The organism is Clostridium sp. AF34-13 (assembly GCF_003477845.1).
Lineage (GTDB): Bacteria > Bacillota > Clostridia > Lachnospirales > Lachnospiraceae > Butyribacter > Butyribacter intestini.
This window is the reverse complement of record NZ_QUEB01000002.1, coordinates 160501-187294: the sequence shown is the minus strand read 5'-3', so window position 1 is coordinate 187294 and position 26794 is coordinate 160501. Positions and strand designations below refer to the sequence as shown.

Genomic DNA, 26794 nt, shown 5'->3' with positions numbered 1-26794 from the left:
GGATTATGCGCGAAAAAGTAAAAGAAATTCCGGAAAAATTTAAAGTGTTCTGGGATAAATATACAAGCAAACAAAAGACTATAGTTATTGCTATAATATGTGTGGTTCTCATAGCCATAGGAGTTGTGGCATGGCTTGCTTCGAGACCTACATGGTCAAAGTTTCAGGTGTTTGACAGTGTAGATGATGCAAATACCATGACCAAGGCACTTGATGACCAGAGTATTACATGGAAGGCATCGAGTGACGGAAAAACTATATATGTACATCAGGATGATATGACAAATGCTCTTTATGCAATGAGTGATAACGGTCTCACTGACAAAGGATATACATGGGATGCTGCGTTTGATAATTCCATGTCAACAACGGAAAGTGAAAAGGATCAAAAGAGAGTTCTTGCATTACAGTCTGAGATAAGACAGAGTCTTATTCAGTATAAATTCATTGATGATGCAAATGTATTTATAAATGTCCCGGAGACTACATATACTGTTCTATCAAGTGATGATGCAGAAACAGCAAAGACATCTATTACGGCAAGCATTGAATTAAATGATAAAAATAAGGATCTGCTTGATGATAAGACAGCAGAGACACTTGCGTACTGGCTTGCCAATACAGTAGGTACAGATGTGAAGAATGTTATCATCAATGATACCGATGGAAAGTGCATTTATAATGGAAATACCAGTGATGGATTAGGTGGAGTGCTCACAGGCGGAAGCACAGAATATTGCAACAAACTCCGCAATACAATAGCAGACAATGTTACAACACTTCTTATAAGGTGCGGTTATGATGATGCACAGGTAGGAACAGACGGCATACAGTTCGATATGAACAAGATAGAAACTCTCACAAAAGAGTATTCTGTTGATGATGGAAGAGAGTACGGTTATCCGACAAATCTTTATACATATAGTTCAAAAGGTGCGTCAGGAAACGGCGGTACACCGGGAACAGACTCAAATGACAGTGACACTGATTATGTAAATAACAGCAGCTCAGGTACATCGAACACTGTAGATGTGCAGAAACTCACAGATCTTCTTACAAACGAGAAAGTTCAGAACATTAAGCAGGAAACACCTGCCATTAAGCTTGCAGATTCTTCACTTGGTATTGTCGTAAGAAAATATACTGTTTATAAAGAGGATGATCTTAAGGCAGATGGTACTCTTGATAAGACGACATGGGATCAGTTTATATCTCAGAATAATAAGATAAGCACTACAACAGTATCGACTGATGAGATAAATCTTATTTCAGCAGCAACAGGTGTCAGTGCAAATAAGATTACAGTACTCGCATACAATGTTCCACAGTTTGTAAGCAGTACAAAGTCATCAAACGGTATTTCAAATTATCTGATGATAATACTTACAGTTCTTATAATTGCGTTGCTCATATTCGTAATCCTCCGTGGTGCGTCACCACTTGCGGCAGAGGACGAAGAACCGGAACTTTCAGTAGAACAGCTCCTTGCAACGACAAAAGAGAACCAGTCTTTGGATGACATTGAATTTAGTGATAAATCTGAGACTAGAAAGATGATAGAAAAATTTGTTGATGAAAATCCTGAGGCAGTTGCACAGTTGCTTCGTAACTGGCTAAATGATGAGTGGGAATAATAAAGATACAGAGATAATTGAAAGGTGAGGATTGGTATGGCTAAATCAGAAGAAATTACAGGCGTGCAAAAAGCTGCCATACTGCTTATTGCACTTGGACCTGATAAGTCTTCAAATGTATTTAAACATTTGAAGGAGGACGAAATAGAACAGCTTACCCTTGAGATAGCAAATACGAGAAGTGTATCTCCTGCTATGAAAGATGCGGTACTGGATGAATTCTATGAAGTATGTCTTGCACAGCAGTACATTGCAGAAGGTGGTATTGGTTATGCAAAAGACCTTCTCGAAAAGGCACTTGGTTCAGAAAGGGCAAAAGATGTTATTGGAAAACTTACGGCATCATTGCAAGTCAGACCGTTCGAGTTTGTCAGAAAGACGGATGCAAGCCAGTTGTTGAACTTTATTCAGGACGAGCACCCGCAGACGATAGCACTTATTTTGTCGTATCTGTCATCAAATCAGGCATCAGCAATTATTTCGGCATTGTCGCCTGAAAAACAGACAGATGTTGCAAAGCGTATTGCACAGATGGACAGAACATCGCCGGATGTTATCAAGGAGGTTGAAAAGGTGCTCGAACAGAAGCTTGCTTCCCTTGTCAATCAGGATTACACAATTGTTGGTGGTGTCGATTCTATCGTAGATATATTAAATACAGTAGACCGAGGAACAGAAAAGCATATTATGGAAAGTCTCGAAATCGAAGATCCGGAACTTGCAGACGAAATCAGAAAGAAGATGTTCGTATTCGAAGATATTCTTTCGCTCGACGACAGATCTATCCAGCGTGTGCTTCGTGAAGTTGACAATAACGAACTTGCCGTTGCACTTAAAGGCTCAAACGAAGAGGTTCAGAATCTTATCTTCAGCAATCTTTCAAAACGTCTTGCTACAATGATAAGAGAAGATATGGACTTTATGGGACCTGTTCGTATGAAGGATGTTGAGGAAGCACAGCAGAAGATTGTTAATATTATCAGAAAACTCGAAGACTCTGCTGAGATTATTATCTCCAGAGGTGGAGGTGACGAGATAGTTGTCTAATCTTATTAAAAATGTTTATTTTACCGTAGATGAGGAAGATAAGAGAGTAATTAATTCTGATGATTATGGAAAAGAGGTTCATCCTGAGATATACCATGGCAAAGAAGTAGAAAGTGAAATAAAACCATTCAGCTTCAGACAGCTTGGAGATGAAACGGCGGCTTCTTTGGAAAATATGGATGAGCAGCCTGAAGATTTTCAGGAGGGCATGAATGTTCTTTCAATGGAAGAGGTTAGGGAAGAAGAAAAGAAAATAATATCAGAAGAACTCAATGACGAAAGAGAAAAAATCCTGCAGGAAGCAAGAAAAGAAGCAGAGAAGATTATTGATAGTGCAAACCTTTCAGCAGATGATATAAAAAATCAGGCATTTGAAGAAGGAAAACAGAGTGGTCTTGAGGAAGGCAGAAATCAAGGTCTGATGGAGATTGAAGAACAGAAAGAAAAGTTAGAAGAAGATTATAATTTAAAAATGGCAGAAGTCGATAACATGGCAAAGAGCCTTGAACCTAAGTATGCTGATATTGTTGCGGGACTTGTTGAAAAAATAACAGGTGTTGTATGCCGGGATAAAAAAGATATTATAGTCTATCTGATAGATAATGCTCTGCATGGCAACTTACAGGGAGCAGAAAAAACGAAGAACATTACATTGCATATTTCGAAAGCTGATATGGGAATCGTTACTGCAAAGAAAGATGATCTTGTAAAAGGCTTAAATAAAGATATAGAAGTTGATATTATTGAGGATACAAGTCTTGAACATAACCAGTGTGTTATAGACTTTGATACAAAGGTTATAGATTGCAGTCTTGATACACAGCTCAAAAGTCTTAGGGACAGTTTAAGAATGATAGCAATGTAAGGTAAGGAAAGAGAGGGGCGCATAGGTATGATAGACATTGATTTATCAAAATATGATATGCTTCTAAATCAGTCATTTGAGAAAAAACTTGGCAAAGTTGCTAAGGTGGTAGGTCTTACGATAGAATCAATCGGACCGTCTGCAAAGCTTAATGATTTATGTCACATAATCACAAAAGAGACGAATCAGGTTATTAATGCGGAGGTTGTGGGTTTCAAAGATGACAGAGTGTTACTCATGCCTTATGATCAGACTGAGGGAGTAGGACTTGGAAGCAGAGTGGAAAATACAGGTGCTCCTCTGAAAGTAGCCGTTGGTGATGAACTTCTTGGAAAGACGCTCGATGGTCTGGGCTATCCTATAGACAATACTTCTCTGACAACAGAAGGGGCATATTCAGTTGAAGCTGAACCGCCGGATCCACTTACAAGAAAGATAATCGATGAAGTGCTTCCGCTTGGTGTAAAGGCAGTAGATGGTCTTATTACAGTCGGAAAAGGTCAGAGAATAGGAATATTTGCAGGAAGTGGTGTTGGAAAGAGTACACTGATGGGTATGTTCGCAAGAAATACTAAAGCTGATATAAATGTGATTGCACTTATTGGAGAGCGAGGACGAGAGGTCAGGGAGTTTATCGAGAGAGATTTAGGAGCTGAAGGAATGAAACGTTCGGTTGTCGTAGTGGCAACATCAGATAAACCGGCACTCATAAGAAAAAAAGCAGCAAAGACGGCGACAGCCATTGCAGAATATTTCAGAGATCAGGGAAAAGATGTGCTTCTTATGATGGATTCACTGACACGTTTTTCTATGGCACAGCGTGAGATAGGTCTGGCATCGGGTGAGCCGCCTGTTTCAAGAGGATACCCGCCAAGTGTATATGCAGAAATGCCAAAACTGCTTGAAAGGGCAGGATGTTCCGAAAAAGGCTCAATAACAGGTCTTTATACGGTACTTGTTGATGGGGATGATTTCAACGAGCCTATCACGGATACGGCAAGAAGTATTTTGGATGGACATATCGTACTAGACCGAAAAATTGCTCAGAAAAATCATTATCCGGCTATAGATGTCTTAGCGAGCATATCCCGCGTTATGAGTAGTATTGCCTCGAAAGAGCATAAACAATGGGCTGGAAAATTACGAAATGTCATGGCGACATATGCAGAGGCAGAGGACCTTGTAAATATAGGTGCATATAAGCCGGGTTCAAATAAAGAAATTGATTTTGCATTATCTAAAATTGATGCCGTAAACGGATTTTTGATTCAGGATGTATATGAGAAAGTTTCTTTCGAGGATACGATAAAAAGGCTTCAGAATATTTTCGAGGAGAATGTTGAAGAAGCAGAGATTTAGATTATTATAAATGAATTGAAGGTTGGCTGATGGCAAAATTTATATTTAAGATGGAGAGTATTCTTTCTGTAAAAGAAAAACTTGAAGAACAGGCAAAAGCCGAATACAGTATTGAGATGATGAAACTCAGGCAGGAAGAAGAAAAGTTAGATAAATTAAAATTAAGACGGGATATGTACCAGTCAAAACTTTATGATGCGGTAACGGACAAGCTGAATATATTAGAAATAAAGATACTTGAAGATAGCGTCGAAAATATAAAATATAACATAAAACTGCAGATGGTGGTTGTCGCAAATCAGCAGAGAGTTGTTGAGAAGGCAGGAGAAAAACTTGACAATGCCATGAAAGAAAGAAAAACTTATGAAAAATTAAAAGAAAATGCATTTGAAGAATTTAAGGCAGAGATAAATGCAGAAGAACAAAAAGAGATAAATGAACTTGTAAGTTTTAAGTTTAGAAGTGGCAGTGATGAAAGTGAGGAATAAGCGGATGGCAAAGAAAGATAAGGACAAAATAGTAGGTGAAGAAAATGAGAGCGGTGGAAGCAAGCTGGTAACTGCTTTGATAGCGATCGTTATCATTCTTATCTGGCTGGCAGTTTTTGCATTTTTAATAAAAATGGATGTAGGAGGTATTGGAAGTAAAGTATTGTATCCGGTGCTTAAAGATGTTCCGGTAGTAAACAAGATACTTCCTAATGTTTCAGAAGATTTGCAGGCTGAAGAGGGTGATTATGAATACACAACACTTAAAGCTGCAAATGAGAGGATTAAAGAATTAGAGAGTAAACTTAAGTCTGAAAATGGAACACAGGATGCAAATTCTGATTATATTTCAGAACTTGAGGCTAAGTTAATGAAACTCCAGAAGTATAAAGATGAGTATGATGATTTTCAGAAGCGTGTAAAAGAGTTTGATGAAAAGGTTGTGTTTACAAAGAATGCTCCGGATATCTCAGAGTATCAAAAGTATTATGAGGAAATTCAACCGGAAAATGCCGAAAAGATATACAAACAGGTGCTCCTCAAACTTCAATACACAAAGAAAGCAGAAGAACTTGGAAAATTCTATGCTAATATGGATGCTGATAAGGCGGCTGCAAGACTTTCAGAGATGTCTGAAGACCTTTCACTTATCAGGGATATTCTTGAAAATATGACAGAAAAACAGGCGGCTGCAATATTGCAGGAGATGGATGTTGATTTCGCCGCACAGGTTACAAAGAAAATATCATCAGTGAAAAAATAGTTATCTTTCACATTGCAAGTGTGGCTTGGAAAAGTAATCAGATGTTTACGGCATTAGCCGTTTACATATATATCTATATCAATATAAGGAGGTGAAATGATGGCAGAGATCAAATCATTGATGATGGATTCATTATCAAAGGTTCAGTCAAACAATCAGGTACAGATGAAAAAAGACAAAAATGCAAATGATTTTGCAAATTGCCTGAGTGCATCTAAAAATGGTAACACTGCTAATACTGCTAATACTAAGAACAGTGTGTCTGACAATCAGAAAAGCAGTAATCTTAAGGTTGCAAAATCAAATACTGTAAACGCAAAAAACACAGATGATAACATTTCAGAACTTAATGCAAATACATCAGTGAAAGCAGATTTAAAATCAGTAGAAAATGTTGCAAATGAGATAACAAATGAGATAACAAATGAGGTCAGGGATATACTTGGTGTCGATGACGAGACGCTGGCAAATGCCATGACAGCACTTGGCTTTAGTGCACTTGACTTGCTCGATACCAGTAATCTTGCAAAACTTGTTCTTACAATCAATGGAAGCAGTGAATTTACGGATTTGCTCACTGATGAGAATATGATGAACCAGTTAAATTCTCTTATTGATGTTGTTGAGAATATCAATTGGGAAGAGTTGACGGGAATGTCTAAAGAAGATTTTGCCACAGCTCTTGCAAATTCAATGCAGCAGAGTGACATTGAAGATGAAAATTTGATGACAACTGTTTCTGATGGTGAAACATTTAGTGTGATTCAGGAAGATGCTTCGGACGGGCAGGTGAATGTTCAAACAGATGTTTCTGATAATATAACAGATGCAAAACAGGATGTTGCTGTAGCAGTAGAGAAAAATCAGAACGAAGCAGAGCAGGGTTCGGCACAGACAGATTCAGATGCCGGTAAAAATATGTCAGAAGAAATAGCTGAAAGCACAGTGTCTGACGATGATGCGGTAAGTAGCAGGCAGACAAATGTTCAGAATAATTTTATTCAGAACATGGAGCAGGCGGCTGCAAGTGTTGAACAGACACAGAGTGCAAGACCGGATACTGTAAGGATGCAGCAGATGGTTGACATTGTAAATCAGGTTGTCGAAAAGATAAAAGTTTCACTTGGAACTGAATCGACATCTATGGAGATGCAGCTTAATCCTGAACATTTAGGAAAAGTACTTCTCAATGTATCGTCTAAAAACGGTATGATGACAGCAGTATTCTCAGTGCAGTCGGAAGAAGCAAAAGCGGCACTTGAGAGCCAGATGTTCACATTGCGTGAAAATCTTGAGTTAAGAGAACTTAAAGTCGATGCGGTTGAAGTAAATGTGTCAGATTTTGATTTTTCACGAAGTGACCAGGCTATGGACGGCGGACAGAGCAAAGCTGATGATGGAAATGGCAAACAGATGAAGTTTGACTTTGGGGATGATTCGTCAGATGAGTCAGCAATTTCAAACGAGGAAAAAGAAGCCGTGAGAAAACAGGTTATGCGTGACAATGGTTCGCAGATAGACTTTACGGCATAGATGAAAGGAAAGGAGGAATATTATGGGATTAACAGCACCGGTAGTAAACGGTAAGGTTCAGATTTCAGAGGATTCACAACAGACAAAAGAGAGAAAGACAAATGATTCGCTTGGAAAAGAAGACTTCCTTTTACTTCTTGTAACACAGATGCAATATCAGGATCCGCTTGAACCTACAGATAACACTGAGTATGTAGCACAGCTTGCACAGTTCTCAGAACTTGAGCAGATGGAAAACTTAAACAGTACGACTGTAAATACATCGGCATATTCACTTGTAGGTAAGACAGTAAAGATAGAACAGACATCAGGCACAGGTCAGGTGACAGAGATGCAGGGTACTGTAGACAAGGTAACTATTAAGAATAATAAAGCATATGTTCAGGTAAATGGTAATCTTTATTCGTACGATGACATTTCAGAGGTGATAGATTCATCATATCTTATATCGCAGTACATACCAAAGGTAAGTAAGCAGACGGTTACATATCTTCACGGAGCACCACAGGATGTAGTGATAAAGGGTGTAAGTCTTGGCTCAAACGGTTATCAGGCAGCTTCAATAGGCATAGGTCTTATTGATTCTAAGGGCAATACTACAAAGGTTGATGCAAGTAAGCTTTCATATAAGGATGGAGTTCTTACTATAGACAAGTCAGCATTTGCAAGTCTCGATGCGGGTACATATACGATTGGCTTTGTATTTGATGATGCAAACAGCACGGTTGACGCTTCAAGTGTAACTCTTGTTGTAAAGGGAATAAAAGAAACAACGGGGGATAATTCATCTTCTGACAAAACAGATACAGACAAGTCTGACAATGATTCTGATGGAAGTACGGATACAGACAACAGTACAGCAAAAACTGAGTAGGCAGGATTGAAAAAGGGAAAATAAGAGAGAGGTGGAGATTATGCAACGACTTAATGATGGTTATTCATCTATCAGTAAAATGGCAAGTCAGCTCATAAATCAGAAAAGTGTAAACAGAAATACATCCACTGACTCAAAGGATTCATTTGAGGAAATACTCAACTCTACTCAGAAAAATTCTGCTGAGAGCTTAAAATTTTCAAAGCATGCCAATGAGAGACTGGCAGACAGAAATATTAACTTATCTGCGGAGCAGATGGAGCGTCTTGAAAATGGCACAACGAAGGCTAGGGAAAAAGGAATTCAGGAGTCTTTGGTAATGGTAGATGACTTGGCATTTATCGTCAATGTTAAAAACAATACGGTTATTACAGCGATGAATGACAAAACAGATTCAATATTTACGAATATTGACGGAGCAGTGATAAGCTAAAATACTTATACGCCGGACCTCATAAGGAAGCGTAGGGATTTTGACTGATTGATAAATCCCAAAGTATCAAAGCTTTTGAAAATACAAAATTTTTGTATTTTATATGAAGGAGGAAAAATATTATGATGAGATCACTCTATTCTGGTGTTGCAGGTCTTAAAACACACCAGACAAAGATGGATGTTATTGGTAACAATATTGCCAATGTAAACACGGTAGGATTTAAGTCAAGCAGTGTAAACTTTGCTGATCAGTTTTATCAGACAATGTCAAATGCAACAGGTGCAGATGCAGCAACAGGAGCAGCCGGTACAAATGCAAAGCAGATAGGTCTTGGATCAACAGTTGCATCAATAACGACAAATATAACAGAGCAGGGTGGAACACAGACGACAAACAGAGCACTTGATGTGGCAATAAACGGAGATTCATTCCTTATCGTTAAATCAGCAGGAGCTACATACTTTACAAAGTCAGGAGCATTAAATGTAGATGCAAACGGTACATTATACTGTACGACAAACGGAGCTACTGTTCAGGGATGGATGGCACAGACAGACGCACAGGGAAATCAGAGTATTGTAAAAAATACGGTTCAGGATCTTCAGGTAATGTCTGCAGCCAATATGTACTATGCTCCTACAGAAACATCAGCAGTTACAATAACAGGTAATATTGATAAAGCGGATACAGACCTTGTGGTAAATGATCCGACAATCATAGATACAAAGAACGGTAAGAAGCTTACATTCAGTTTTTACGATGAACTTGGTCAGGAATATACAGTTAAGATGAACTTATACAGAAACGGTTCAGGAACTACAGGAACAGGAACTGATGCACAGGCAACATCCGTATATTCAGTAACACTTGCCGATGTAACTGATGCGGACGGAAATTCTATTTTTGTGAAGAAAACGGTTGCTAACGGAGCAACTTCATATTCATCAACAAAAGTAAAGATAAATCTTGGTGGTGTTGAATACACGATAGCAAATGAGACTACTGATATAAATCAGAAAACAGGAGAGTTTACCATAACAGGAACAGGAACAGTGCCTACACTCTCTTTTATAGCCGAGACAGGTGACTTTTCAACCGTTAGTGATGCAAATATTCCAAATACCTCAACTGACTGGGGGAAGAGTCTTGTATTTCAGGTTACTGATGCAGGTACTCTTGACAACACATTTACAAAGTATGTTCCTGCAACTGATTCAGGCGGAGTTAAAGTAGATTTTTCAAGTCTTACACAGTATTCAAGCTCAGGTGTATCAAGCACATCATACAGCAAAGGAAGTACAAAAGGACTAGGCACGGGTAACACGGCAGGTGAGATGTCAGGTATTTCAATCGATGATAAGGGTATGATTTATGGTACATACAACAATGGTTCAAAGAAACTTCTTGCACAGATAGCTGTGGCAACATTCTCAAATCCGTCAGGTCTTGAGGCGGAGGGTGATTCATTATTCTCAGCAACACTTAACTCAGGAACATTTGATGGTGTAGGTGAGGATGTAAGTCTTTCAGGAAGTTTTGCGGTAGGTGCACTTGAAATGTCAAATGTTGACCTCGCAGCAGAATTTACAAGTATGATCACAACACAGAGAGGTTTCCAGGCTAACTCAAGAATTATCACAACATCAGATACGATGCTTGAAGAACTTGTAAACCTTAAACGATAATTATGATTAAATAAATATTTTGCAAGAAGTATAACGGGATTTTATTCAGTTAAATGCGTCTGCAGAGTGTATCTTAAATAAAACAGTGATGGTAAGGATATTGATAGAGTTATTTCTTTTTAACTTTGCCGTCACTGTTATATGAAAAAAGAAAGAAGAAAAGGGGAGTTGGTATATGATTGATGTCACAAAAATGAATGGTTCTAAAGTGACCATAAATTCAGATCTGATAGAAACGGTTGAGGAAAATCCTGATACTGTTCTAACCCTGACTACAGGAAAGAAAATTATTATAAAAGAAAGTAGACAGAAAGTCAAAAATTTAGTAATATTATATAAGCGTGAATGCAATTCTATTGATTTTAAATAGAAATTATATAAATAAAAAATAAAATTAAGGTGGTGGCTGTTTTGGATATTACAACAATTGTAGGTATGATAGTTTGTATCGTCGTTGTATTTTTCGGTATCATAACAGGTGTAGATGGATTTGCGGGTATTCCTCATTTTGGTGATCCTCCGTCAGTCTTTATTACACTTGGTGGTTCTATATGCTGTATGATGATTCAGGCAAAAGGATTTCCGGAGTTTATAAACTCATTTAAATCGATTTCGATTGCATTAAAGAAAAAAGAATTAAATCAGGCAGATGCAATAAAGAATATTATTGATTTATCAAATGTAGCACGTAAGGAAGGTCTTCTTGCACTTGAAGAAGCTGCAAATTCTATAGAGGATGATTTCCTTAAAAAAGGAATAATGCTTATTGTTGATGGTACGGATCCTGAACTTGTAAGAAATATAATGCAGACAGAACTTGATGCGGTAGATACAAGGCATAATGAAAAAATAGGTTTCTGGGCTAACTGGGGTGGAATGGGTCCTGCATGGGGAATGATAGGTACACTTATCGGACTCGTAAATATGCTTTACAACATGGATGATATGAGTTCTATCGGACCTAATATGGCGGTTGCACTTCTGACTACACTATACGGTTCTCTATTGTCCAATTGGATTTGTATTCCGGTGTCATTCAAATTAAAGATGAAGAATGATGATGAGATTACGATGAAACAGATTATGGTGGAGGGGCTTTTATCAATACAGGCAGGTGAGAACCCTAGAGTTATTGAAGAAAAACTTAAATCATTCCTTTCGCCGGGTGAGCGTGAAAATCAGGGAGATGATGCACAGGCTGGTGAAGCGGCGGCTGAAGGTGGTGAAGCTTAATGGCAAAAAAAGAAAAGGAAGAAATAAGAACCGACGGTTGGAAAGATACATTTTCGGATCTTATGAACTTGTTGCTTTGTTTCTTTGTCCTTTTGTACTCAATGTCGAATGTTGATCAGGTCAAGTATGCCGAACTCGTAGCTTCGCTTTCAAACAGTTTCAGTATATTTACCGGTGGGGAAAAAGCAGTTGGTGACGGACAACTTGTTTCAAGCGGTGCAAGTCAGCTAAACAATCTGGATGAATATTATTCTGATATGGGAAAAGCAAAAGAATCTCAAAAAGAAGAAGATCCCATGTCAGAACTTGAAAAACAGCAAAAAGAGGAACAAAAGAAATCTACGGAAAAATTATACAGTGATATTGTAAAAAAAGCAGAAAATAATCGCCTTCAGGATGCCATAGAGGTTTCTATGGATAATAGTTATCAGTATGTTATGATTTCTCTTAGTGGTGGTATTTTGTTTGATTCAGGCAGTGCTGATATCAAAAAAGGAGCTTCCATGATAATAGGAAGAGTAGGAGATATTCTTAAGAATTATTCAAATAAGAGGATAAAGATAGAAGGCCATACGGATAATGTTCCTATAGGAAGTACATCGAAATATTCGAGCAACTGGGAACTTTCAACAGCAAGAGCAACAAGTGTTTTACAGTATCTTGCACAAAAGAAAGGTTTAAATGCAAAATATCTTGAAGCATCAGGAAGGGCAGATGTAAATCCGGTGGCTGATAACAAGACCGAAAAGGGAAGGTCAAAGAATCGACGTGTAGAAATAAAAATCTACAGCAATAATGATTAGGAAAGGTGCAAAAGTAATATGAAAAAAAATATTTTTAGTGTAATTATTACAGTATTGACAGTGGTGAATGTAGTACTGACAGCAATCATGTTTTTTATAATGGTTCCAACATTCAATAAAACAAATAATCTTATAACACAGGTGGCATCAGTGCTCAATCTTGAACTTGATGGTGATTCGGACGCAAAAGGTGATGCTGATTACAAGATAAGTGACCTTGAGGACACAACAGTTTCATTTGATTCACAGCAGACTATAAATCTTAAAACAGGTTCAGATAATTCTCAGCATTATGCTATGTTATCAGGATATACGATTTCAGTAAACAAAAAGGCTGATGATTATAAAGATTTTGCTACAGATAAAGTTACGGAAAAATCATCTGTATATACGGATATTGTCCGTTCAGTAATACAGTCACATTCAAAGGATGATATATCAGAGGAACTTGTAAAGAAAGAAGCTTTGCAGCAGATTCAGAAGAAGTTTAATACTAAGGCGATCGTAGGCATTACATTAACAAACTTTATGTATCAGTAGTTTTGACAAAAAAATTACTTTGCTTTTTGTTAAAAATGTGTTATTATTACTATGGTTTAGAAAACTGAAATCTTGGATATCTTTTTGTGTTAGCATATACAGGGTTTTAGGTGTGAGGTGAAAATAATGGGAGATACCTTATCTCAGGAAGAGATAGATAATCTGCTCAAGGCGTTTAATGATGGTGATTTAAATGCGGATGATTTTAGTGACACCAAGGAAAAACAGGTTAAAAATTATGACTTTGCCAGACCATCAAAGTTTTCAAAAGATCATCTTCGTACACTCGAAATTATCTTTGAAAATTATGGCAGGCTTTTATCGACAAATTTACCGGCATATCTTAGAAAAAATGTTCAGGTTGAAGTTGTCAATGCGGAAGCAAATACATATTCTGAGTTTGCAAATGCACTTTCTAATCCTGTTATTTTAGGAGTTGTTAATTTTGCTCCATTAGAAGGAAACATTATCATTGAGCTTTCAGCAAATCTCGGATTTACGATAGTAGATCGAATGTTAGGTGGTGGCGGGGCACCATTAGAAAGAAACAGGGATTTTACAGAGATTGAGCTTATTATTTTAGAAAGAGTTTTGGAAGTATGCACAAATCTGCTTGTTGATCCATGGGAGAGCGTTGTGTCTATAGAACCCCGGTTAGAGAGAATAGAGACAAATTCACAGTTTGCACAGTTTATATCTCCGGGTGAGATGACTGCAATCATTACAATGAGTGTCAAGATTGGTTCAGTAGAGGGACTGATGAATATATGTATTCCGTATTCATGTGTTGAACCGGTTATAGACAAGCTGAATACGAAGTACTGGTATTCAAGCATGAAAGAGAGTGATTCGGGTGCTTATCAGGAAGTTATAGAAGATATAATCGACTATGCAAAGATTCCGGTAAAAGCAATGCTGGGAAGGAGTACGATTTCCGTAAATGATTATATCAATATCCAGATTGGTGATATTATTAAGCTGGATACTAAAGTTAATGATGAACTTGAGGTTTATGTGGGAAACATAAAGAAGTTTACTGCACTTCCGGGTGCGACTAGTGATTCTTATGCTGTTCGAGTTACATCAGTGATAAGGGAGGAGCAATAGACATATGGATGGAATGTTAACTCAGGAAGAGATTGATGCGTTGACGGGTGGCAACAATTCAGATAGCAGTACACAGCAGGCATCAGATATTAGTGAAAGTCTTACAGATGCAGAAAGAGATGCGGTAGGTGAGATTGCCAATATCAATATGGGCACTGCTGCGACAACATTATCTACTCTTTTGAATAATAAGGTAACGATTACAACTCCAAGAGTTTCATATGTTACCTTGAATGAACTGTCAGCACAGTATGACAGACCATGTGTATTTATACATATATCTTATATAAGCGGTATAGATGGAAATAATATCCTTATTCTTAAGGAACATGATGTTAAAGTTATTACAGATTTGATGATGGGCGGAGATGGAACAAATACTGAGGGCGAGTTGTCTGAACTTCATCTTAGTGCTATCAGTGAAGCTATGAATCAGATGATGGGTTCTGCTGCGACCTCTTTATCTTCAATGCTTGAAAAGAAAGTGGATATCAGTCCACCAGTTGCAAGTCTTGTAGACTTAAATGACACTATTGAAGATACTGAATTGTCAAATTTCTTAGACGGAGACATTGTTCAGGTAGCATTTGATATGAAAATCGGAGATTTGGTTGACAGCCAGATTATGCAGTTATATCCGTTTGATTTTGCTAGAGAATTGTATAAGAAATTTATGGGTTCGGAAGTTGAGCAGACAGCAGCACCGGCATCACAGCCGGAACAGACTCAGCCTGTATCACCGGCACCGGAACCGGTTCCAACACCGGCACCGCAACCAGTGCAGCCTCAGCCTGTACCACAGCCAATGCCACAACAGATGCAGCAGCCACAGTATGCAATGCCTATGCCAAATGTGAATGTGCAGTCTGCACAGTTCCAGACATTTAATACAGGTGTCAGTCCGCTTATGCAGGAAGAAAATATAGATCTTGTGCTCGATGTGCCATTGGAGGTAACGGTAGAACTTGGTCGCACAAATAAATCAATTAAGGAAATTCTTGATTTTTCTCCGGGAACTATTATAGAGCTTGATAAACTTGCAGGTGAGCCGGTAGATGTATTAGTCAATGGTAAATTTGTTGCCAAAGGCGAAGTAGTTGTTATCGAAGAAAACTTTGGTATCAGACTTGTTGAAATTTCAAAATAAAAATAAATTAAAATGCTGGAGGTGTAGATATGTTTAGTTTAATTACAAAGTATTCTACATTTGCCGGCATTTTTAAATTGATTTTTCTTGTCATTATCTTTATAGTTATTCTCGTGTTGTCTTATCTTGTTACAAAGTGGTATGCAAATTCCGGTCTTGTAAAAAACAAAACAAACAATATAGAGATTAAAGAGTCTTTTCAGCTTGCTCCCGGAAAGACGATTTCTATTGTAAGGATAGGCGAGAAATATGTTGCCTTAGCACAGTTTAAGGATAATGTGGTTAAATTGGCAGAGCTTACGGAGGAAGAACTCATTCTGAACCGCGAAGTTGAAATTTCGGACAGTTCTTTTAAAGATGTTTTTTCAAACATTGTTAAAAGCAGAAAAAAAGACACTAAGTCAGACAAGAAATTATGAGGAAAATAAATGATAAACAAAATTAATAAGAAAAAGTTAAAAAAAGTCATAAATTCTCTTATGATAATAGGTATGTTTGTCCTGCTTTTTTCTGTTTCAAGACCTGCATTTGCAGTGGCAAGCGGTGTAGATAAAACGACTCAGGATGAAATAAGCGGACAGCCTGATATAGATGATAATACACTAGACATCAATATATCATCTAATGCGGGAAGCATGAAGTTGGAGTCAACACTTCAGATTTTGATTATGCTGACTATATTATCACTTGCACCGTCAATTCTTATAATGGTAACATCATTTACAAGAATAGTTGTTGTGTTTCACTTTCTGCGGACTGCCTTGGGAACGCAGACTACACCACCGAATCAGGTGATTGTTGGACTTGCATTGTTTATTACGATTGCAATTATGTCACCGGTTTTTACGGAGGTAAATACTAAGGCGATTAAGCCGTACACGGCAGGAAAGATTAAACAGGAACAGGCAATAGAGAAGGGGCTGTCACCTCTTAGGGAATTTATGCTGAAGCAGACAAGGGAGAAAGATTTAAAATTATTTATGGATCTTAATAAAAAATCTGCTGATGATATAAAAGATTATGATGATATACCAATAACTATAGTGATTCCTGCATTTATCATAAGCGAATTGCGTGCGGCTTTTATAATAGGTTTTTTGATATATCTTCCATTTATAGTAATAGATATGGTTGTTGCCTCGACACTTATGTCAATGGGTATGATGATGCTCCCACCGACAACGATTTCGTTGCCGTTTAAATTGTTATTGTTTGTTTTGGCAGACGGATGGAATTTGGTGATTGGGCAGCTTGTTAATTCGTTTAACTGAGGTCAGCACCTAAAGTAAATTGTTTTTTGAAAATTGGAGGGTTATTATGAATGAGGCTACGATTATAGATCTCTCAAGGGAAACCGTATTAACCATAGTAGAGACATCGATGCCACTTTTATTGATATCATTAGTGATAGGTCTGATAATAAGTATATTTCAGACCATTACATCAATTCAGGAACAGACATTGACTTTTATTCCAAAGTTTATCGCAATAATGCTTGTTGTAGTATTATGTGGAAACTGGATTATGAATAAATGTGTTACGCTTTTTGAAGCATTGATGGCAAACATTCCAAATTATATTAAATAGGGGTGAGACTGTTGAAATTTACTGTAGAATATCTTGAAGTTTTTTTGCTTGTGATGGTAAGGATTTCTGCAATGGTTTATATTATGCCTTTTTTTGGCGACAGGAGTATTCCGGTCAAAGTGAAAATAGCGATTTCATTTTTTCTTGCAGTTCTGGTTGGCAATACAGTTGATTATAATGCTGTATCTTATACTGGTGTTATAGGATACAGCATTCTTGTTGTAAAAGAAGCAATCACCGGCCTGCTGATAGGCATGGCAGCAAATTTATCATTATATATATTGGATTTTTCCGGACATATGTTGAGTTTAGAGCTTGGATTGTCTATGGCTACTGAGTTTGATCCGACATCCAATATGCAGTCAACGGTAATATCAAATTTTTTGAAGTATTCGTTTATGCTGATGTTTCTAGTGACAGATATGCATTATTATCTTATTGATGCACTATACGGTTCATTTGAGACGATACCTATAGGTGGAATGGTGCCAAATGGTGGTGTTGTTTCATCTATGGTAAAATATATAACTGATTATTTTGTTATTGGATTTAGAATAATACTGCCGGTATTTTCGTGTATTCTTGTAATAAATGTCGTTTTAGGTATTCTTGCGAGGATAGCACCACAGATGAATATGTTTGTAATAGGTATGCAGTTAAAGATTTTTGTAGGACTTGTAGTTATATATTTTGTGCTAAATCTTCTTCCGGGATTATGTGATTTTATCTTTCAGGAGATGCAGGACATGACGCAGTTGTTCATTAAATCAATAACACCATAGCTGCTAATAGTGTTATTGAGCAGATTACAAACATCTGCCTGACTCATCAATGTACTGTATAGGTTTATGGTGTGACAGGTAACTTTATATTTGCTATTTTTATGCAAATGGTTTATATTATTTTAAAAGGGTGAACAGTATGATTGAAAAAGACTCTTTAAAAGTTGTTTATTGCTACGATTTGCAGTTGTTTGCAAAAGATGGTCCTAACGGCGAAAAGACAGAGGAGCCGACTTCTAAAAAGTTATCTGATGCGAGAAAAAAAGGTCAGGTAGGAAAAAGTAAGGAAGTTACAACGGCAGCAATGCTGCTTACATTTTTTGTACTTTTAAAATTTTTTATAGGATATCTCGGAGGCAGATTTTTAAGCTGCTTTGAATATGTTTTTAAGCATATTTCAGAATACGGAAATGATGAATTTACAGTTCCGCTTTCCAGTGCACTTATGGGAGACATGGTAAAATATATACTTATCACGGGTCTTCCGTTTTATGCAGTTATATTTGTGGTCGCATTTATATCACAGATGGCTCAGATAAAGTGGAAAGTTTCATTTGAACCCATGAAGCCGAAGTTTTCAAAATTTAATCCTATCAGTGGTGTTAAGAGGATATTTTCAAAGAATAAACTTTTTGAGACTTTGTTTGATACGGCAAAGCTTGTTATATTGTGTGCCGTGGTTATCAGTTATCTTAAGGATAAGTGGGATCTTGTAATGAAAATGTATTCCTATACGCTCACACAGGGAATAGCACTTATAGGAGACATTATCATAGATATAGGTATGCGTGTCAGTATGTGGTTTATAGTTATAGGTGCCGCTGATTTTGCATATCAGAAATGGAAGTTCCATGATGACATGAAGATGACAAAACAGGAAGTTAAGGATGAATTTAAAAATTCAGAGGGTGATCCTAAAGTTAAAAGTCAGCAGCGTGCACGTATGCAGCAGGCATCAAGAAGGCGTATGATGCAGTCAGTTCCGCAGGCTGATGTTGTTATTACAAACCCGACGCATTTTGCGGTTGCCATAAAATATGATAAAAATGAACATGAAGCACCGATAGTTCTTGCAAAAGGTGCTGATTATCTTGCACGTAAGATTAAAGATGTGGCAGCAGAAAATTCAATAGAAATAGTTGAGAATAAGCCGCTCGCGCGTATGTTATATCATAATGTAGATATAGGTGCAGAAATTCCACCTGAATTGTATCAGATGGTTGCAGAAGTTCTCGCTTATGTATATAATTTAAAAGGGAAATCTTAAGGGTAAATATACATACCGTAATGTTATGTTATCATATATATGTTCATACGGTTGTGTATAAATTAAAAGTTATATTAAAATTGTTATTAATATATGGAGGTATGTATGAAAAGACAGGATATATTTCTGGGCTTATATATCTTGGTACCGGTCGTGTTTTTGATTGTACCGATTCCAACATTGTTACTAGATATTTTAATCTTATTTAATATAGGAATTGCACTGGTAATTCTTTTTAATGCACTTTTTTCAAAAGAAGCATTAAATATGTCGATATTTCCGACACTGCTTTTGATGACGACACTGTTTAGAATGTCACTCAATGTCAGTTCTACGAGAAATATTTTATTACACGGATACGCAGGTAATGTCGTAGAGACATTCGGACAATTCGTAGGTGGCGGTAACCTTGTAGTTGGTATGGTTATATTCTTTATTTTGATAATTATTCAGTTTATAGTTATCAATAAAGGTTCTGAGCGTGTATCAGAAGTTACTGCGAGATTTACGCTTGATGCCATGCCGGGTAAACAGATGGCGATAGATGCCGACTTAAATACGGGTGCGATAGATGATGCCGAAGCAAAAAGGCGTCGTGAAAAGATACAGGACGAGTCAACATTCTTTGGAGCGATGGATGGTGCTACAAAGTATGTAAAAGGAGATGCCACGGCAGGTCTTATCATAACGGCGATAAACCTTGTTGGCGGAATTGTACTCGGTGTTGTTGTACAGGGAGCGGAAATAAGTGATGCGTTGTCAAAGTACACTATTCTTACGATAGGTGACGGTCTTGTTTCGCAGATTCCGTCATTGCTTATATCTTTGTCAACAGGTATTATAGTTACAAAGGCATCAAAAGAATCTGATCTTGGAAATGTCCTTATAAGACAGCTTTTTTCAATACCTAAAGTATTATACATAGTCGGATTGACCATGGCTTTCCTTGGCATATGCACACCGCTTAACACATTGTTATGTCTTATATATGCAGTCTTATTTATTGCGGCCGGAAGAGCGATACAGGCTAATGTTGAGGAAGCAGAGATCGAGGATGAAGTTGAAACTGAGGAGCAGTCAGCAGAGGAGATAAGGCGGCCGGAAAATGTCGTTTCACTTTTGCAAGTTGATCCTATAGAATTAGAGTTTGGTTATGGTATCATACCGCTTGCCGATGTAAATCAGGGCGGTGATCTTTTGGACAGAGTGGTTATGATAAGACGACAGATAGCACTTGAACTTGGCTGTGTCGTGCCTATGATACGACTCAGGGATAATATACAGCTTAATCCAAACCAATATGTTATAAAGATAAAAGGTGTTCCGGTGAGCGAGGGCGAGATATTATTCGACCACTACATGGCTATGAATCCGGGATATGTTGAGGAGGAGATAACAGGTATTCCGACTTTTGAGCCGTCATTCCATCTGCCGGCAATATGGATAACAGAGTCACAGAGGGAGAGGGCAGAATCACTCGGTTATACGGTTGTTGATCCGCCTTCGATAATCGCGACACATCTTACTGAGGTTATAAGAAACAATCTCAATGAACTTCTTACAAGACAGGATGTTCAGAATCTTATAAATAATATTCAGGAGGCAAATACAACACTTATTTCTGAACTTGTACCTAAACTTTTAAGTGTAGGTGAGATTCAGAAAGTGCTCCAGAATCTTCTTGAAGAGGGGATTTCGATAAGAGATCTTGTGACGATATTTGAAACGCTCGCCGACAATGCGGCAACGACAAGAGACACAGATGTACTTACGGAGTATGTAAGACAGAGTCTTAAGAGAGCTATATCTAATAAATATTTTCCTGCAAACGAGATGACAAGTGTAGTAACACTTGATCCTAAGATAGAGCAGGAGATAATGAGTTCTGTCAAACAGACAGAGCAGGGAGCATATATCAATCTTGCACCTGAAAAGACACAGGATATATTAAACTCGGTTAAAGAGGAAGTTGACAAAATGGAAGAACTTGGAAAAAATCCTATAATTGTGACTTCGCCGATAGTTCGTATGTATTTTAAGAAGATAACATCAGAGCAGTTTAAGGATTTGATAGTTGTATCTTACAATGAAATCGATACTGATGTTGAATTACAATCTATAGGGATGGTGACAGTATAGTGATTATTAAGAAATATATTGCAACGACTGAAAAAGAGGCAGTTTCACTTGCAAAGGCTGAGCTTGGTGAAGATGTCACAATTATGAATATTAAAGAAAACAATCCGAAAGGACTCTCAAGATTGTTTAAAAAGAGCAGTGTCGAAGTTACTGCTGCAATCGATGATGTCAAAACGGAATCAAAAACACCTGAACGAAAAAAAGAGCATACGGATTTTGCAAAACTTCAACAGGCACTTGATGGAAATGGTTTTACACCGGCTCCGGATTCTAAGACAGCAAGAATGGAAGAAAATAAGGAGAGACTGTTTAGAAATAATCAGGTTATAAGGGATAATGTTGTTGATGTTGTCGGCGGCAAAATGGATTCAAGCAATGAGATTGAACAGAAGTTAAATACACTTCAGGATCTTATAGAGAAACAGATGGCTCAGAGTATTAAAGATGAGCAAAAAGCAAATGAACAAAAAGAAGATAAAAATCAGGGCTATCTTGAGCTGATAAAGAAGCAGCTTTTGCAAAATGAAGTTGAGGCTGTCTATATAGATCAGATTATGGATGAGATTAAGGGAAGTCTTGGCAGAAATGTTTCACTCGATAATGTTCTGGCAAGTGTTTATCAGAAGATTGTTTTAAAAATCGGTCAGCCTCACATGATTGATACAGATAATGAGAAAACAAAATTTATATTTTTTATCGGTCCTACCGGAGTAGGCAAAACGACAACTATTGCAAAGATAGCATCAACTATGAAGTTATCAAAAAAATTAAAAGTTGCATTAGTTACATCAGATACATACAGGATAGCAGCAGTTGAGCAGCTTAGAACTTATGCGAATATTTTAAGCATTCCGCTTAAAGTAGTTTATACCGCAGAGGAAATGGAGAGTATAAGGGACGAATTGCTTGCATTTGATATTGTTCTTATCGATACGGCAGGTCGTTCACATAATAATGCCGAGCAAAAGGAAGATTTGATAAAGCTGCTTGCATCCGTACCTGAAGACGAGCAGGAGGTATTTCTTGTTTTAAGCTCTACTACCAAATACAATGACCTCGTAAGAATATCACAGGTATATTCAGAAATGACAAAATATAATCTTATCTTCACAAAACTTGATGAGACAGATACAGTAGGAAACATATATAATCTGAGAGTGCTAACAGGTGCTCCGCTCTCATATGCGACCTGGGGGCAGAATGTACCTGACGATATAGGGAAATTTAATGCACAGAAAATTGCAAAGCAGCTACTTGGAGGAAATGGTTGATGGATCAGGCACAGCAGCTTAGAAATATAATAAAACAACAGAATATGCAGCAGCATCTTGCAAGAGTTATAACAGTAACAAGCGGAAAAGGTGGTGTCGGTAAATCAAATATGTCTGTCAATATGGCAATACAGCTTGGCAGACTTGGGAAAAAGGTTGTGATACTCGACGCTGATTTTGGACTTGCCAATGTTGAAGTTATGCTTGGAACAAGACCGAGATACAATATGGCAGATATGATATACGGTAGGAAAGGCATAAAGGATATAATCTGCCGTGGCCCTGAAAATATAGGATTTATATCAGGGGGTTCCGGAATTAAAGAGTTGTCAAACTTGTCTAAAGACCAGATTTCAGGTATAGTAAATATGATGTATGAGCTTGATTCTATAGCGGATGTAATTATAATAGATACCGGTGCAGGAATATCAGATGCGGTAATTGACATGGTACTTGCAAGTTCAGAGGTATTACTTGTCACAACTCCGGAACCTACATCTATAACAGATGCATATGCATTGTTAAAAACTATAAATAAAGCTCCGGGTTACAGTAATGATAATATAAAAATAAAGATGATCGGAAACAGAACGCTGAGTATGTCAGATGGAGAAGAACTTTATAATAAACTGAACTCGGTTGTCACTAAATTTTTACATATGAATATGGAGTATCTGGGCTCAGTTCCTTTTGATGTAAATTTGACAAAAGCTGTGATGAAACAACAGCCGGTCTCAGTCGCATATCCGAATACTCCGGCATCTAAATCCATTAAGGCAATGGCAGAAAAACTTGCTAATGTTGAGCCGGAGAATCAGAGACAGACATTGGGAGGTTTGTCAGGTTTGTTTTCAAAAATGTTTAGAAATAGAAATAAATAGGAACATTGTAGTTTCATATGGTTTTTGAAGTATAGATATAAGTGAAGATAGCCATAAATGAATCTTAAGTTCAGAATGGAGGCGGAAAATATTGAAAAATATATTGATTATAGATGACTCTGCACTTATGAGAAGGATAATATCTGATATAATAAATTCAGATGAAGAATTGCATAGTGAGCGAACTGCTACAAATGGTCTTGAAGCTATAAATATGCTTGAGTCAGGGCAGAGATTTGATTGTATCATTTTAGATATAAATATGCCAAAGATGAATGGCATTGAGTTTTTAAAGACCATGAACAGAAAAGGGATAAAACAAAATGTTATTATTGTAAGCACAATCGCAAAGGAGGGTGCAAAGGAGACTATTGAAGCATTGGAACTTGGTGCATTCGACTTTGTCACAAAACCGGACAGCCTTGCTGAAGCAAAGGGTTCTGAATTTTCAAACAGACTTATAAGTATGATTTATGCGGCATGTAATGTTTCAATCACATACATAGTTCAAAAAGCTGCAGAAGAAGTTAAGAACATGGTAGGCGGCAGAAAGCAGACTCCGGTTATAAAGACAGGTGGAACTAAAAACCGTAAAGCATCGGCATCTGTTCCAGGTGTAAAGTACAGGAAGAAGCTTGTGGCATTGGCGTGCTCTACCGGTGGTCCCAGAGCTCTACAGTATGTTATTCCATTCCTTCCTAAAAATCTTGATGCAGCCGTACTGCTGGTGCAGCATATGCCGGAGGGATTTACGGCATCACTTAGCAAAAGACTGAATGAATTAAGCAGGATTAATGTTAAGGAAGCAGCAGATGGAGACATTCTTCAAAATGGCACAGTGTATATTGCCAAAGGCGGTTCACAGATGAGACTTAAAAGAGCTGCTGCTGGGACATACACATTGTCAGTAACAGTTGAGGCAGCCAGAAACGGCTTGAAACCATGTGCGGATATAATGTATGAGTCACTTATGGATATGGATTTTGATGAAGTGATATGTGTTGTTATGACGGGTATGGGAGCCGACGGCACTCAGGGAATAGTACAGTTAAATAAAACCAACAAAATTTATGTTATCGGTCAGGATGAAGAAACTTGTACGGTTTACGGTATGCCTAAGGCAATCGCAGAGTCAGGATTAGTTGATGAGGTGTTGCCATTAAAGCAGATAGCTGATGCGATAACAAGACATGTGGGGGTGCGATAAAATGGATGTAAGCCAGTATCTTGAAATTTTTATTGATGAAACAAAAGAACATTTACAGACTTTAAGTGATCAGTTGATGATACTTGAACAGGAACCTGAAAACACTGATACGATTAATGAGATATTCAGAGCAGCACATTCTTTGAAAGGAATGGCAGGAACCATGGGATATAAGCGTATGCAGCGTCTTACGCATGACATGGAAAATGTTTTTCAGGAAATCAGAAGCGGAAACATGAAAGTCAAGCCGGAACTTGTTGATGTATTGTTCAGAGGACTTGATGCTTTAGATGCATATTTAAATAATATTATAAATACTGCTGATGAAGGAACAGAGGATAATGAAGAAATAATCAATGCTTTAAACTCCATTGCTGAGAATGCTACAGGAAAGAGCACAGCATCAAAACCGGCAGAAACTAAACCGGCAGAGGAGAAAGAAAAGACAGAAGATATCCAGGGTGCTAAGTATGATTCTATTCAAATATCTGATTTTGAGAGAAATACATTTGATAAGGCAAAAAGTCAGAATCAGAATATTTTTGGTATTACGGTATATCTTCAGGAATCATGCATATTGAAGGCCGCAAGGGCATTTCTTGTATTCAAGGCACTTGAAGAATTAGGTGAAGTTATAAAGGCAGTGCCAAATGTGCAGGATATTGAGGATGAAAAATTTGATTTTGATTTCAGTCTTGTCTATTTCACAAAAGAGAGTCTTGAAACTGTTAAGGCTGCCATTGAAAATGTTTCTGAAGTGAAAAACGCAGTAGTAGGACCATTTGAGATAAAACTTGACGAGTCGGCAAAACAGGCAGCACAGGAGGAAAAAGAGAAAAAAGAAGAAGAGGAAAAAGCTGCAAAAGCTGCAAAGAGCAGCGAAAACAATGCTGCAAAAGCTGCTACAAAAGCTGAGGCGGCTCCGGCAAAGAATAAAAAGACAACTGCTACAGCAAAGAAAGCCGCAAAGCCGGCTGTAGGAAGAACAGTCCGCGTAGATATAGAAAAGCTTGATGTACTTATGAATCTCGTTAGCGAGCTTATCATTGCAAAAAATGGACTTGTTTCAATAAGTTCGTCTGAGAGTGATACCAGAAATGACACAGGATTTAATGAACAGATAGAATATCTTGAAAGTGTGACTACAAATCTTCATGAGTCAGTTATGAAAGTCAGGATGGTACCTATTGAGAGTGTGTTTAGCAGATTTCCTAGAATGATTCGAGATTTGACGAAAAAACTCAACAAGAAGATGACACTTCATATGACAGGTGAGGAGACAGAGCTTGACAGAACTGTTATAGATGAAATTGGAGATCCACTTCAGCATCTTCTTCGTAATGCCGCTGATCATGGTCTTGAATCAAATGAAGAGCGTGTGGCATTAGGTAAGGAAGAAGTTGGAAATATATATCTTGATGCATATCAGGATGGAAATAATGTAAACATTGAAGTGCGTGACGATGGCGGCGGAATCAATATCGAAAAGGTTAAAAATAAGGCAATAAGTTCAGGGACAATAACACCTGAGCAGGCTGAAAATATGACTGACAAAGAGGTTATCGACCTTCTGTTCAGACCAAGTTTTTCAACAGCAGAAAAAATTACTGATGTATCAGGTCGTGGTGTAGGTCTTGATGTCGTAAAGACAAAGATCGAGGAACTTGGTGGAAACATAGAATGTAAATCAGTGCTTGGAGAGGGAAGCAGCTTTATTATCAGACTTCCTCTTACTCTCGCAATTATTCAGGCTCTCATGGTAGAACTTGGTACTGAAAAATACGCTATTCCTCTCGGAAATATCCAGACTATAGAAGATGTCCTTATCTCAGATGTAAAATATGTGCAGACTAAGGAAGTTATCAATCTTCGTGGTACGGTTATTCCGCTTATCAGACTTGACCAGATACTTGATGTAGAACCGGTTGAAAATGATTCAGAAAATCTTACGGTTGTAATCGTAAAGAAAGGCGACAAGCTTGCAGGACTTGTTGTAGATAATCTTATCGGACAGCAGGAGATTGTTATTAAGTCAATCGGCAATTACATTAACTGTAGTAAGATGATCGGTGGTGCAACTATCCTTGGAGACGGTGAAATAGCATTGATTCTTGAAGTAAATTCTTTGGTATAGGGAGGGTCTGAC

At 37.6% G+C, this 26794-nt stretch carries 26 protein-coding genes; all 26 read left to right on the top strand.

Annotated elements, in window-relative coordinates:
* The first annotated feature begins 5 nt into the window (after window positions 1-5).
* The 26 genes from DWZ63_RS02715 to DWZ63_RS02590 all read left to right on the top strand — a co-directional run bounded on the left by DWZ63_RS02715 (window position 6) and on the right by DWZ63_RS02590 (window position 26782).
* Entirely contained in the window at window positions 6-1634 is a 1629-nt protein-coding gene (locus DWZ63_RS02715; protein WP_055942564.1) for a hypothetical protein, read from the top strand.
* 36 nt (window positions 1635-1670) lie between these two features.
* Window positions 1671-2681 carry a flagellar motor switch protein FliG gene (gene fliG, locus DWZ63_RS02710; RefSeq protein ID WP_022014277.1) on the top strand — a complete coding sequence of 337 codons (1011 nt, stop codon included), beginning with the start codon at window positions 1671-1673 and terminating at the stop codon, window positions 2679-2681.
* Window positions 2674-3546, top strand: coding sequence for a FliH/SctL family protein (locus tag DWZ63_RS02705; RefSeq protein ID WP_055942561.1), 873 nt, complete (start codon window positions 2674-2676; stop codon window positions 3544-3546). Before fliG ends, DWZ63_RS02705 begins: the two co-directional genes overlap by 8 nt.
* Before the next feature lie 27 nt (window positions 3547-3573).
* On the top strand, window positions 3574-4905 hold the full coding sequence (fliI, locus tag DWZ63_RS02700) for a flagellar protein export ATPase FliI (protein ID WP_055942558.1): 1332 nt from the start codon (window positions 3574-3576) through the stop codon (window positions 4903-4905).
* A 29-nt stretch (window positions 4906-4934) separates the two neighbouring features.
* Window positions 4935-5393: a flagellar export protein FliJ gene (fliJ, locus tag DWZ63_RS02695; protein ID WP_055942555.1), complete on the top strand. Its 459-nt coding sequence runs from the start codon at window positions 4935-4937 to the stop codon at window positions 5391-5393.
* 4 nt (window positions 5394-5397) lie between these two features.
* Entirely contained in the window at window positions 5398-6156 is a 759-nt protein-coding gene (locus DWZ63_RS02690) for a hypothetical protein (RefSeq protein WP_055942551.1), read from the top strand.
* A 99-nt stretch (window positions 6157-6255) separates the two neighbouring features.
* The gene (locus DWZ63_RS02685; protein WP_182431426.1) at window positions 6256-7689 is read left to right on the top strand and encodes a flagellar hook-length control protein FliK; all 1434 of its coding nucleotides are present in this window, start codon (window positions 6256-6258) and stop codon (window positions 7687-7689) included.
* A 22-nt stretch (window positions 7690-7711) separates the two neighbouring features.
* Window positions 7712-8563 carry a flagellar hook capping FlgD N-terminal domain-containing protein gene (locus DWZ63_RS02680; protein WP_055942545.1) on the top strand — a complete coding sequence of 284 codons (852 nt, stop codon included), beginning with the start codon at window positions 7712-7714 and terminating at the stop codon, window positions 8561-8563.
* A gap of 40 nt (window positions 8564-8603) precedes the next feature.
* On the top strand, window positions 8604-8996 hold the full coding sequence (locus tag DWZ63_RS02675) for a TIGR02530 family flagellar biosynthesis protein (RefSeq protein ID WP_022014284.1): 393 nt from the start codon (window positions 8604-8606) through the stop codon (window positions 8994-8996).
* A 122-nt stretch (window positions 8997-9118) separates the two neighbouring features.
* A complete protein-coding gene (locus DWZ63_RS02670; protein ID WP_055942542.1) occupies window positions 9119-10684 on the top strand; it encodes a flagellar hook-basal body complex protein in 1566 nt (521 codons plus the stop codon).
* A gap of 175 nt (window positions 10685-10859) precedes the next feature.
* On the top strand, window positions 10860-11054 hold the full coding sequence (locus DWZ63_RS02665; RefSeq protein WP_055942539.1) for a flagellar FlbD family protein: 195 nt from the start codon (window positions 10860-10862) through the stop codon (window positions 11052-11054).
* A 41-nt stretch (window positions 11055-11095) separates the two neighbouring features.
* Window positions 11096-11917, top strand: coding sequence for a motility protein A (locus tag DWZ63_RS02660; RefSeq protein ID WP_022014287.1), 822 nt, complete (start codon window positions 11096-11098; stop codon window positions 11915-11917).
* Window positions 11917-12720 carry a flagellar motor protein MotB gene (locus DWZ63_RS02655; RefSeq protein ID WP_022014288.1) on the top strand — a complete coding sequence of 268 codons (804 nt, stop codon included), beginning with the start codon at window positions 11917-11919 and terminating at the stop codon, window positions 12718-12720. The genes DWZ63_RS02660 and DWZ63_RS02655 overlap by 1 nt, the downstream gene beginning before the upstream one ends.
* An 18-nt stretch (window positions 12721-12738) precedes the next feature.
* Window positions 12739-13260, top strand: coding sequence for a flagellar basal body-associated FliL family protein (locus tag DWZ63_RS02650; protein WP_022014289.1), 522 nt, complete (start codon window positions 12739-12741; stop codon window positions 13258-13260).
* Between the two features lie 126 nt (window positions 13261-13386).
* The gene (fliM, locus tag DWZ63_RS02645; protein ID WP_055942537.1) at window positions 13387-14367 is read left to right on the top strand and encodes a flagellar motor switch protein FliM; all 981 of its coding nucleotides are present in this window, start codon (window positions 13387-13389) and stop codon (window positions 14365-14367) included.
* Window positions 14368-14371: 4 nt separating this feature from the next.
* On the top strand, window positions 14372-15514 hold the full coding sequence (gene fliY / locus DWZ63_RS02640) for a flagellar motor switch phosphatase FliY (RefSeq protein WP_055942534.1): 1143 nt from the start codon (window positions 14372-14374) through the stop codon (window positions 15512-15514).
* A 29-nt stretch (window positions 15515-15543) separates the two neighbouring features.
* Window positions 15544-15933: a flagellar biosynthetic protein FliO gene (locus tag DWZ63_RS02635; protein WP_055942531.1), complete on the top strand. Its 390-nt coding sequence runs from the start codon at window positions 15544-15546 to the stop codon at window positions 15931-15933.
* A gap of 9 nt (window positions 15934-15942) precedes the next feature.
* A complete protein-coding gene (fliP, locus tag DWZ63_RS02630; RefSeq protein ID WP_022014293.1) occupies window positions 15943-16785 on the top strand; it encodes a flagellar type III secretion system pore protein FliP in 843 nt (280 codons plus the stop codon).
* Between the two features lie 46 nt (window positions 16786-16831).
* Window positions 16832-17101, top strand: coding sequence for a flagellar biosynthesis protein FliQ (gene fliQ, locus DWZ63_RS02625; protein WP_022014294.1), 270 nt, complete (start codon window positions 16832-16834; stop codon window positions 17099-17101).
* Window positions 17102-17112: 11 nt separating this feature from the next.
* Window positions 17113-17883, top strand: coding sequence for a flagellar biosynthetic protein FliR (gene fliR / locus DWZ63_RS02620; RefSeq protein ID WP_055942528.1), 771 nt, complete (start codon window positions 17113-17115; stop codon window positions 17881-17883).
* A 139-nt stretch (window positions 17884-18022) separates the two neighbouring features.
* Entirely contained in the window at window positions 18023-19150 is a 1128-nt protein-coding gene (flhB, locus tag DWZ63_RS02615; protein WP_055942526.1) for a flagellar biosynthesis protein FlhB, read from the top strand.
* 105 nt (window positions 19151-19255) lie between these two features.
* Window positions 19256-21289, top strand: a complete 2034-nt coding sequence (gene flhA / locus DWZ63_RS02610; RefSeq protein WP_022014297.1) for a flagellar biosynthesis protein FlhA — start codon at window positions 19256-19258, stop codon at window positions 21287-21289.
* Window positions 21289-22560, top strand: a complete 1272-nt coding sequence (gene flhF, locus DWZ63_RS02605) for a flagellar biosynthesis protein FlhF (RefSeq protein WP_055942523.1) — start codon at window positions 21289-21291, stop codon at window positions 22558-22560. The genes flhA and flhF overlap by 1 nt, the downstream gene beginning before the upstream one ends.
* Window positions 22560-23441: a MinD/ParA family protein gene (locus DWZ63_RS02600; protein WP_022014299.1), complete on the top strand. Its 882-nt coding sequence runs from the start codon at window positions 22560-22562 to the stop codon at window positions 23439-23441. Before flhF ends, DWZ63_RS02600 begins: the two co-directional genes overlap by 1 nt.
* Before the next feature lie 91 nt (window positions 23442-23532).
* Complete coding sequence (cheB, locus tag DWZ63_RS02595) at window positions 23533-24648, top strand: chemotaxis-specific protein-glutamate methyltransferase CheB (protein ID WP_312032802.1); 1116 nt, start codon at window positions 23533-23535, stop codon at window positions 24646-24648.
* Between the two features lies 1 nt (window position 24649).
* Window positions 24650-26782, top strand: coding sequence for a chemotaxis protein CheA (locus DWZ63_RS02590; RefSeq protein WP_055942520.1), 2133 nt, complete (start codon window positions 24650-24652; stop codon window positions 26780-26782).
* Window positions 26783-26794: the final 12 nt, after the last annotated feature.

Bases quoted from the DNA above. Each gene is read 5' to 3' on its own strand.
- fliP (WP_022014293.1), top strand. From the start codon at position 15,943: ATGATAAACAAAATTAATAAGAAAAAGTTAAAAAAAGTCATAAATTCT.
- DWZ63_RS02690 (WP_055942551.1), top strand. From the start codon at position 5,398: ATGGCAAAGAAAGATAAGGACAAAATAGTAGGTGAAGAAAATGAGAGC.
- fliY (WP_055942534.1), top strand. From the start codon at position 14,372: ATGGATGGAATGTTAACTCAGGAAGAGATTGATGCGTTGACGGGTGGC.
- fliQ (WP_022014294.1), top strand. From the start codon at position 16,832: ATGAATGAGGCTACGATTATAGATCTCTCAAGGGAAACCGTATTAACC.
- DWZ63_RS02600 (WP_022014299.1), top strand. From the start codon at position 22,560: ATGGATCAGGCACAGCAGCTTAGAAATATAATAAAACAACAGAATATG.
- DWZ63_RS02665 (WP_055942539.1), top strand. From the start codon at position 10,860: ATGATTGATGTCACAAAAATGAATGGTTCTAAAGTGACCATAAATTCA.
- fliJ (WP_055942555.1), top strand. From the start codon at position 4,935: ATGGCAAAATTTATATTTAAGATGGAGAGTATTCTTTCTGTAAAAGAA.
- DWZ63_RS02655 (WP_022014288.1), top strand. From the start codon at position 11,917: ATGGCAAAAAAAGAAAAGGAAGAAATAAGAACCGACGGTTGGAAAGAT.
- fliI (WP_055942558.1), top strand. From the start codon at position 3,574: ATGATAGACATTGATTTATCAAAATATGATATGCTTCTAAATCAGTCA.
- flhA (WP_022014297.1), top strand. From the start codon at position 19,256: ATGAAAAGACAGGATATATTTCTGGGCTTATATATCTTGGTACCGGTC.
- flhB (WP_055942526.1), top strand. From the start codon at position 18,023: ATGATTGAAAAAGACTCTTTAAAAGTTGTTTATTGCTACGATTTGCAG.
- DWZ63_RS02715 (WP_055942564.1), top strand. From the start codon at position 6: ATGCGCGAAAAAGTAAAAGAAATTCCGGAAAAATTTAAAGTGTTCTGG.
- fliG (WP_022014277.1), top strand. From the start codon at position 1,671: ATGGCTAAATCAGAAGAAATTACAGGCGTGCAAAAAGCTGCCATACTG.
- DWZ63_RS02590 (WP_055942520.1), top strand. From the start codon at position 24,650: ATGGATGTAAGCCAGTATCTTGAAATTTTTATTGATGAAACAAAAGAA.
- fliM (WP_055942537.1), top strand. From the start codon at position 13,387: ATGGGAGATACCTTATCTCAGGAAGAGATAGATAATCTGCTCAAGGCG.
- DWZ63_RS02680 (WP_055942545.1), top strand. From the start codon at position 7,712: ATGGGATTAACAGCACCGGTAGTAAACGGTAAGGTTCAGATTTCAGAG.
- DWZ63_RS02650 (WP_022014289.1), top strand. From the start codon at position 12,739: ATGAAAAAAAATATTTTTAGTGTAATTATTACAGTATTGACAGTGGTG.
- DWZ63_RS02685 (WP_182431426.1), top strand. From the start codon at position 6,256: ATGGCAGAGATCAAATCATTGATGATGGATTCATTATCAAAGGTTCAG.
- DWZ63_RS02675 (WP_022014284.1), top strand. From the start codon at position 8,604: ATGCAACGACTTAATGATGGTTATTCATCTATCAGTAAAATGGCAAGT.
- DWZ63_RS02635 (WP_055942531.1), top strand. From the start codon at position 15,544: ATGTTTAGTTTAATTACAAAGTATTCTACATTTGCCGGCATTTTTAAA.
- DWZ63_RS02670 (WP_055942542.1), top strand. From the start codon at position 9,119: ATGATGAGATCACTCTATTCTGGTGTTGCAGGTCTTAAAACACACCAG.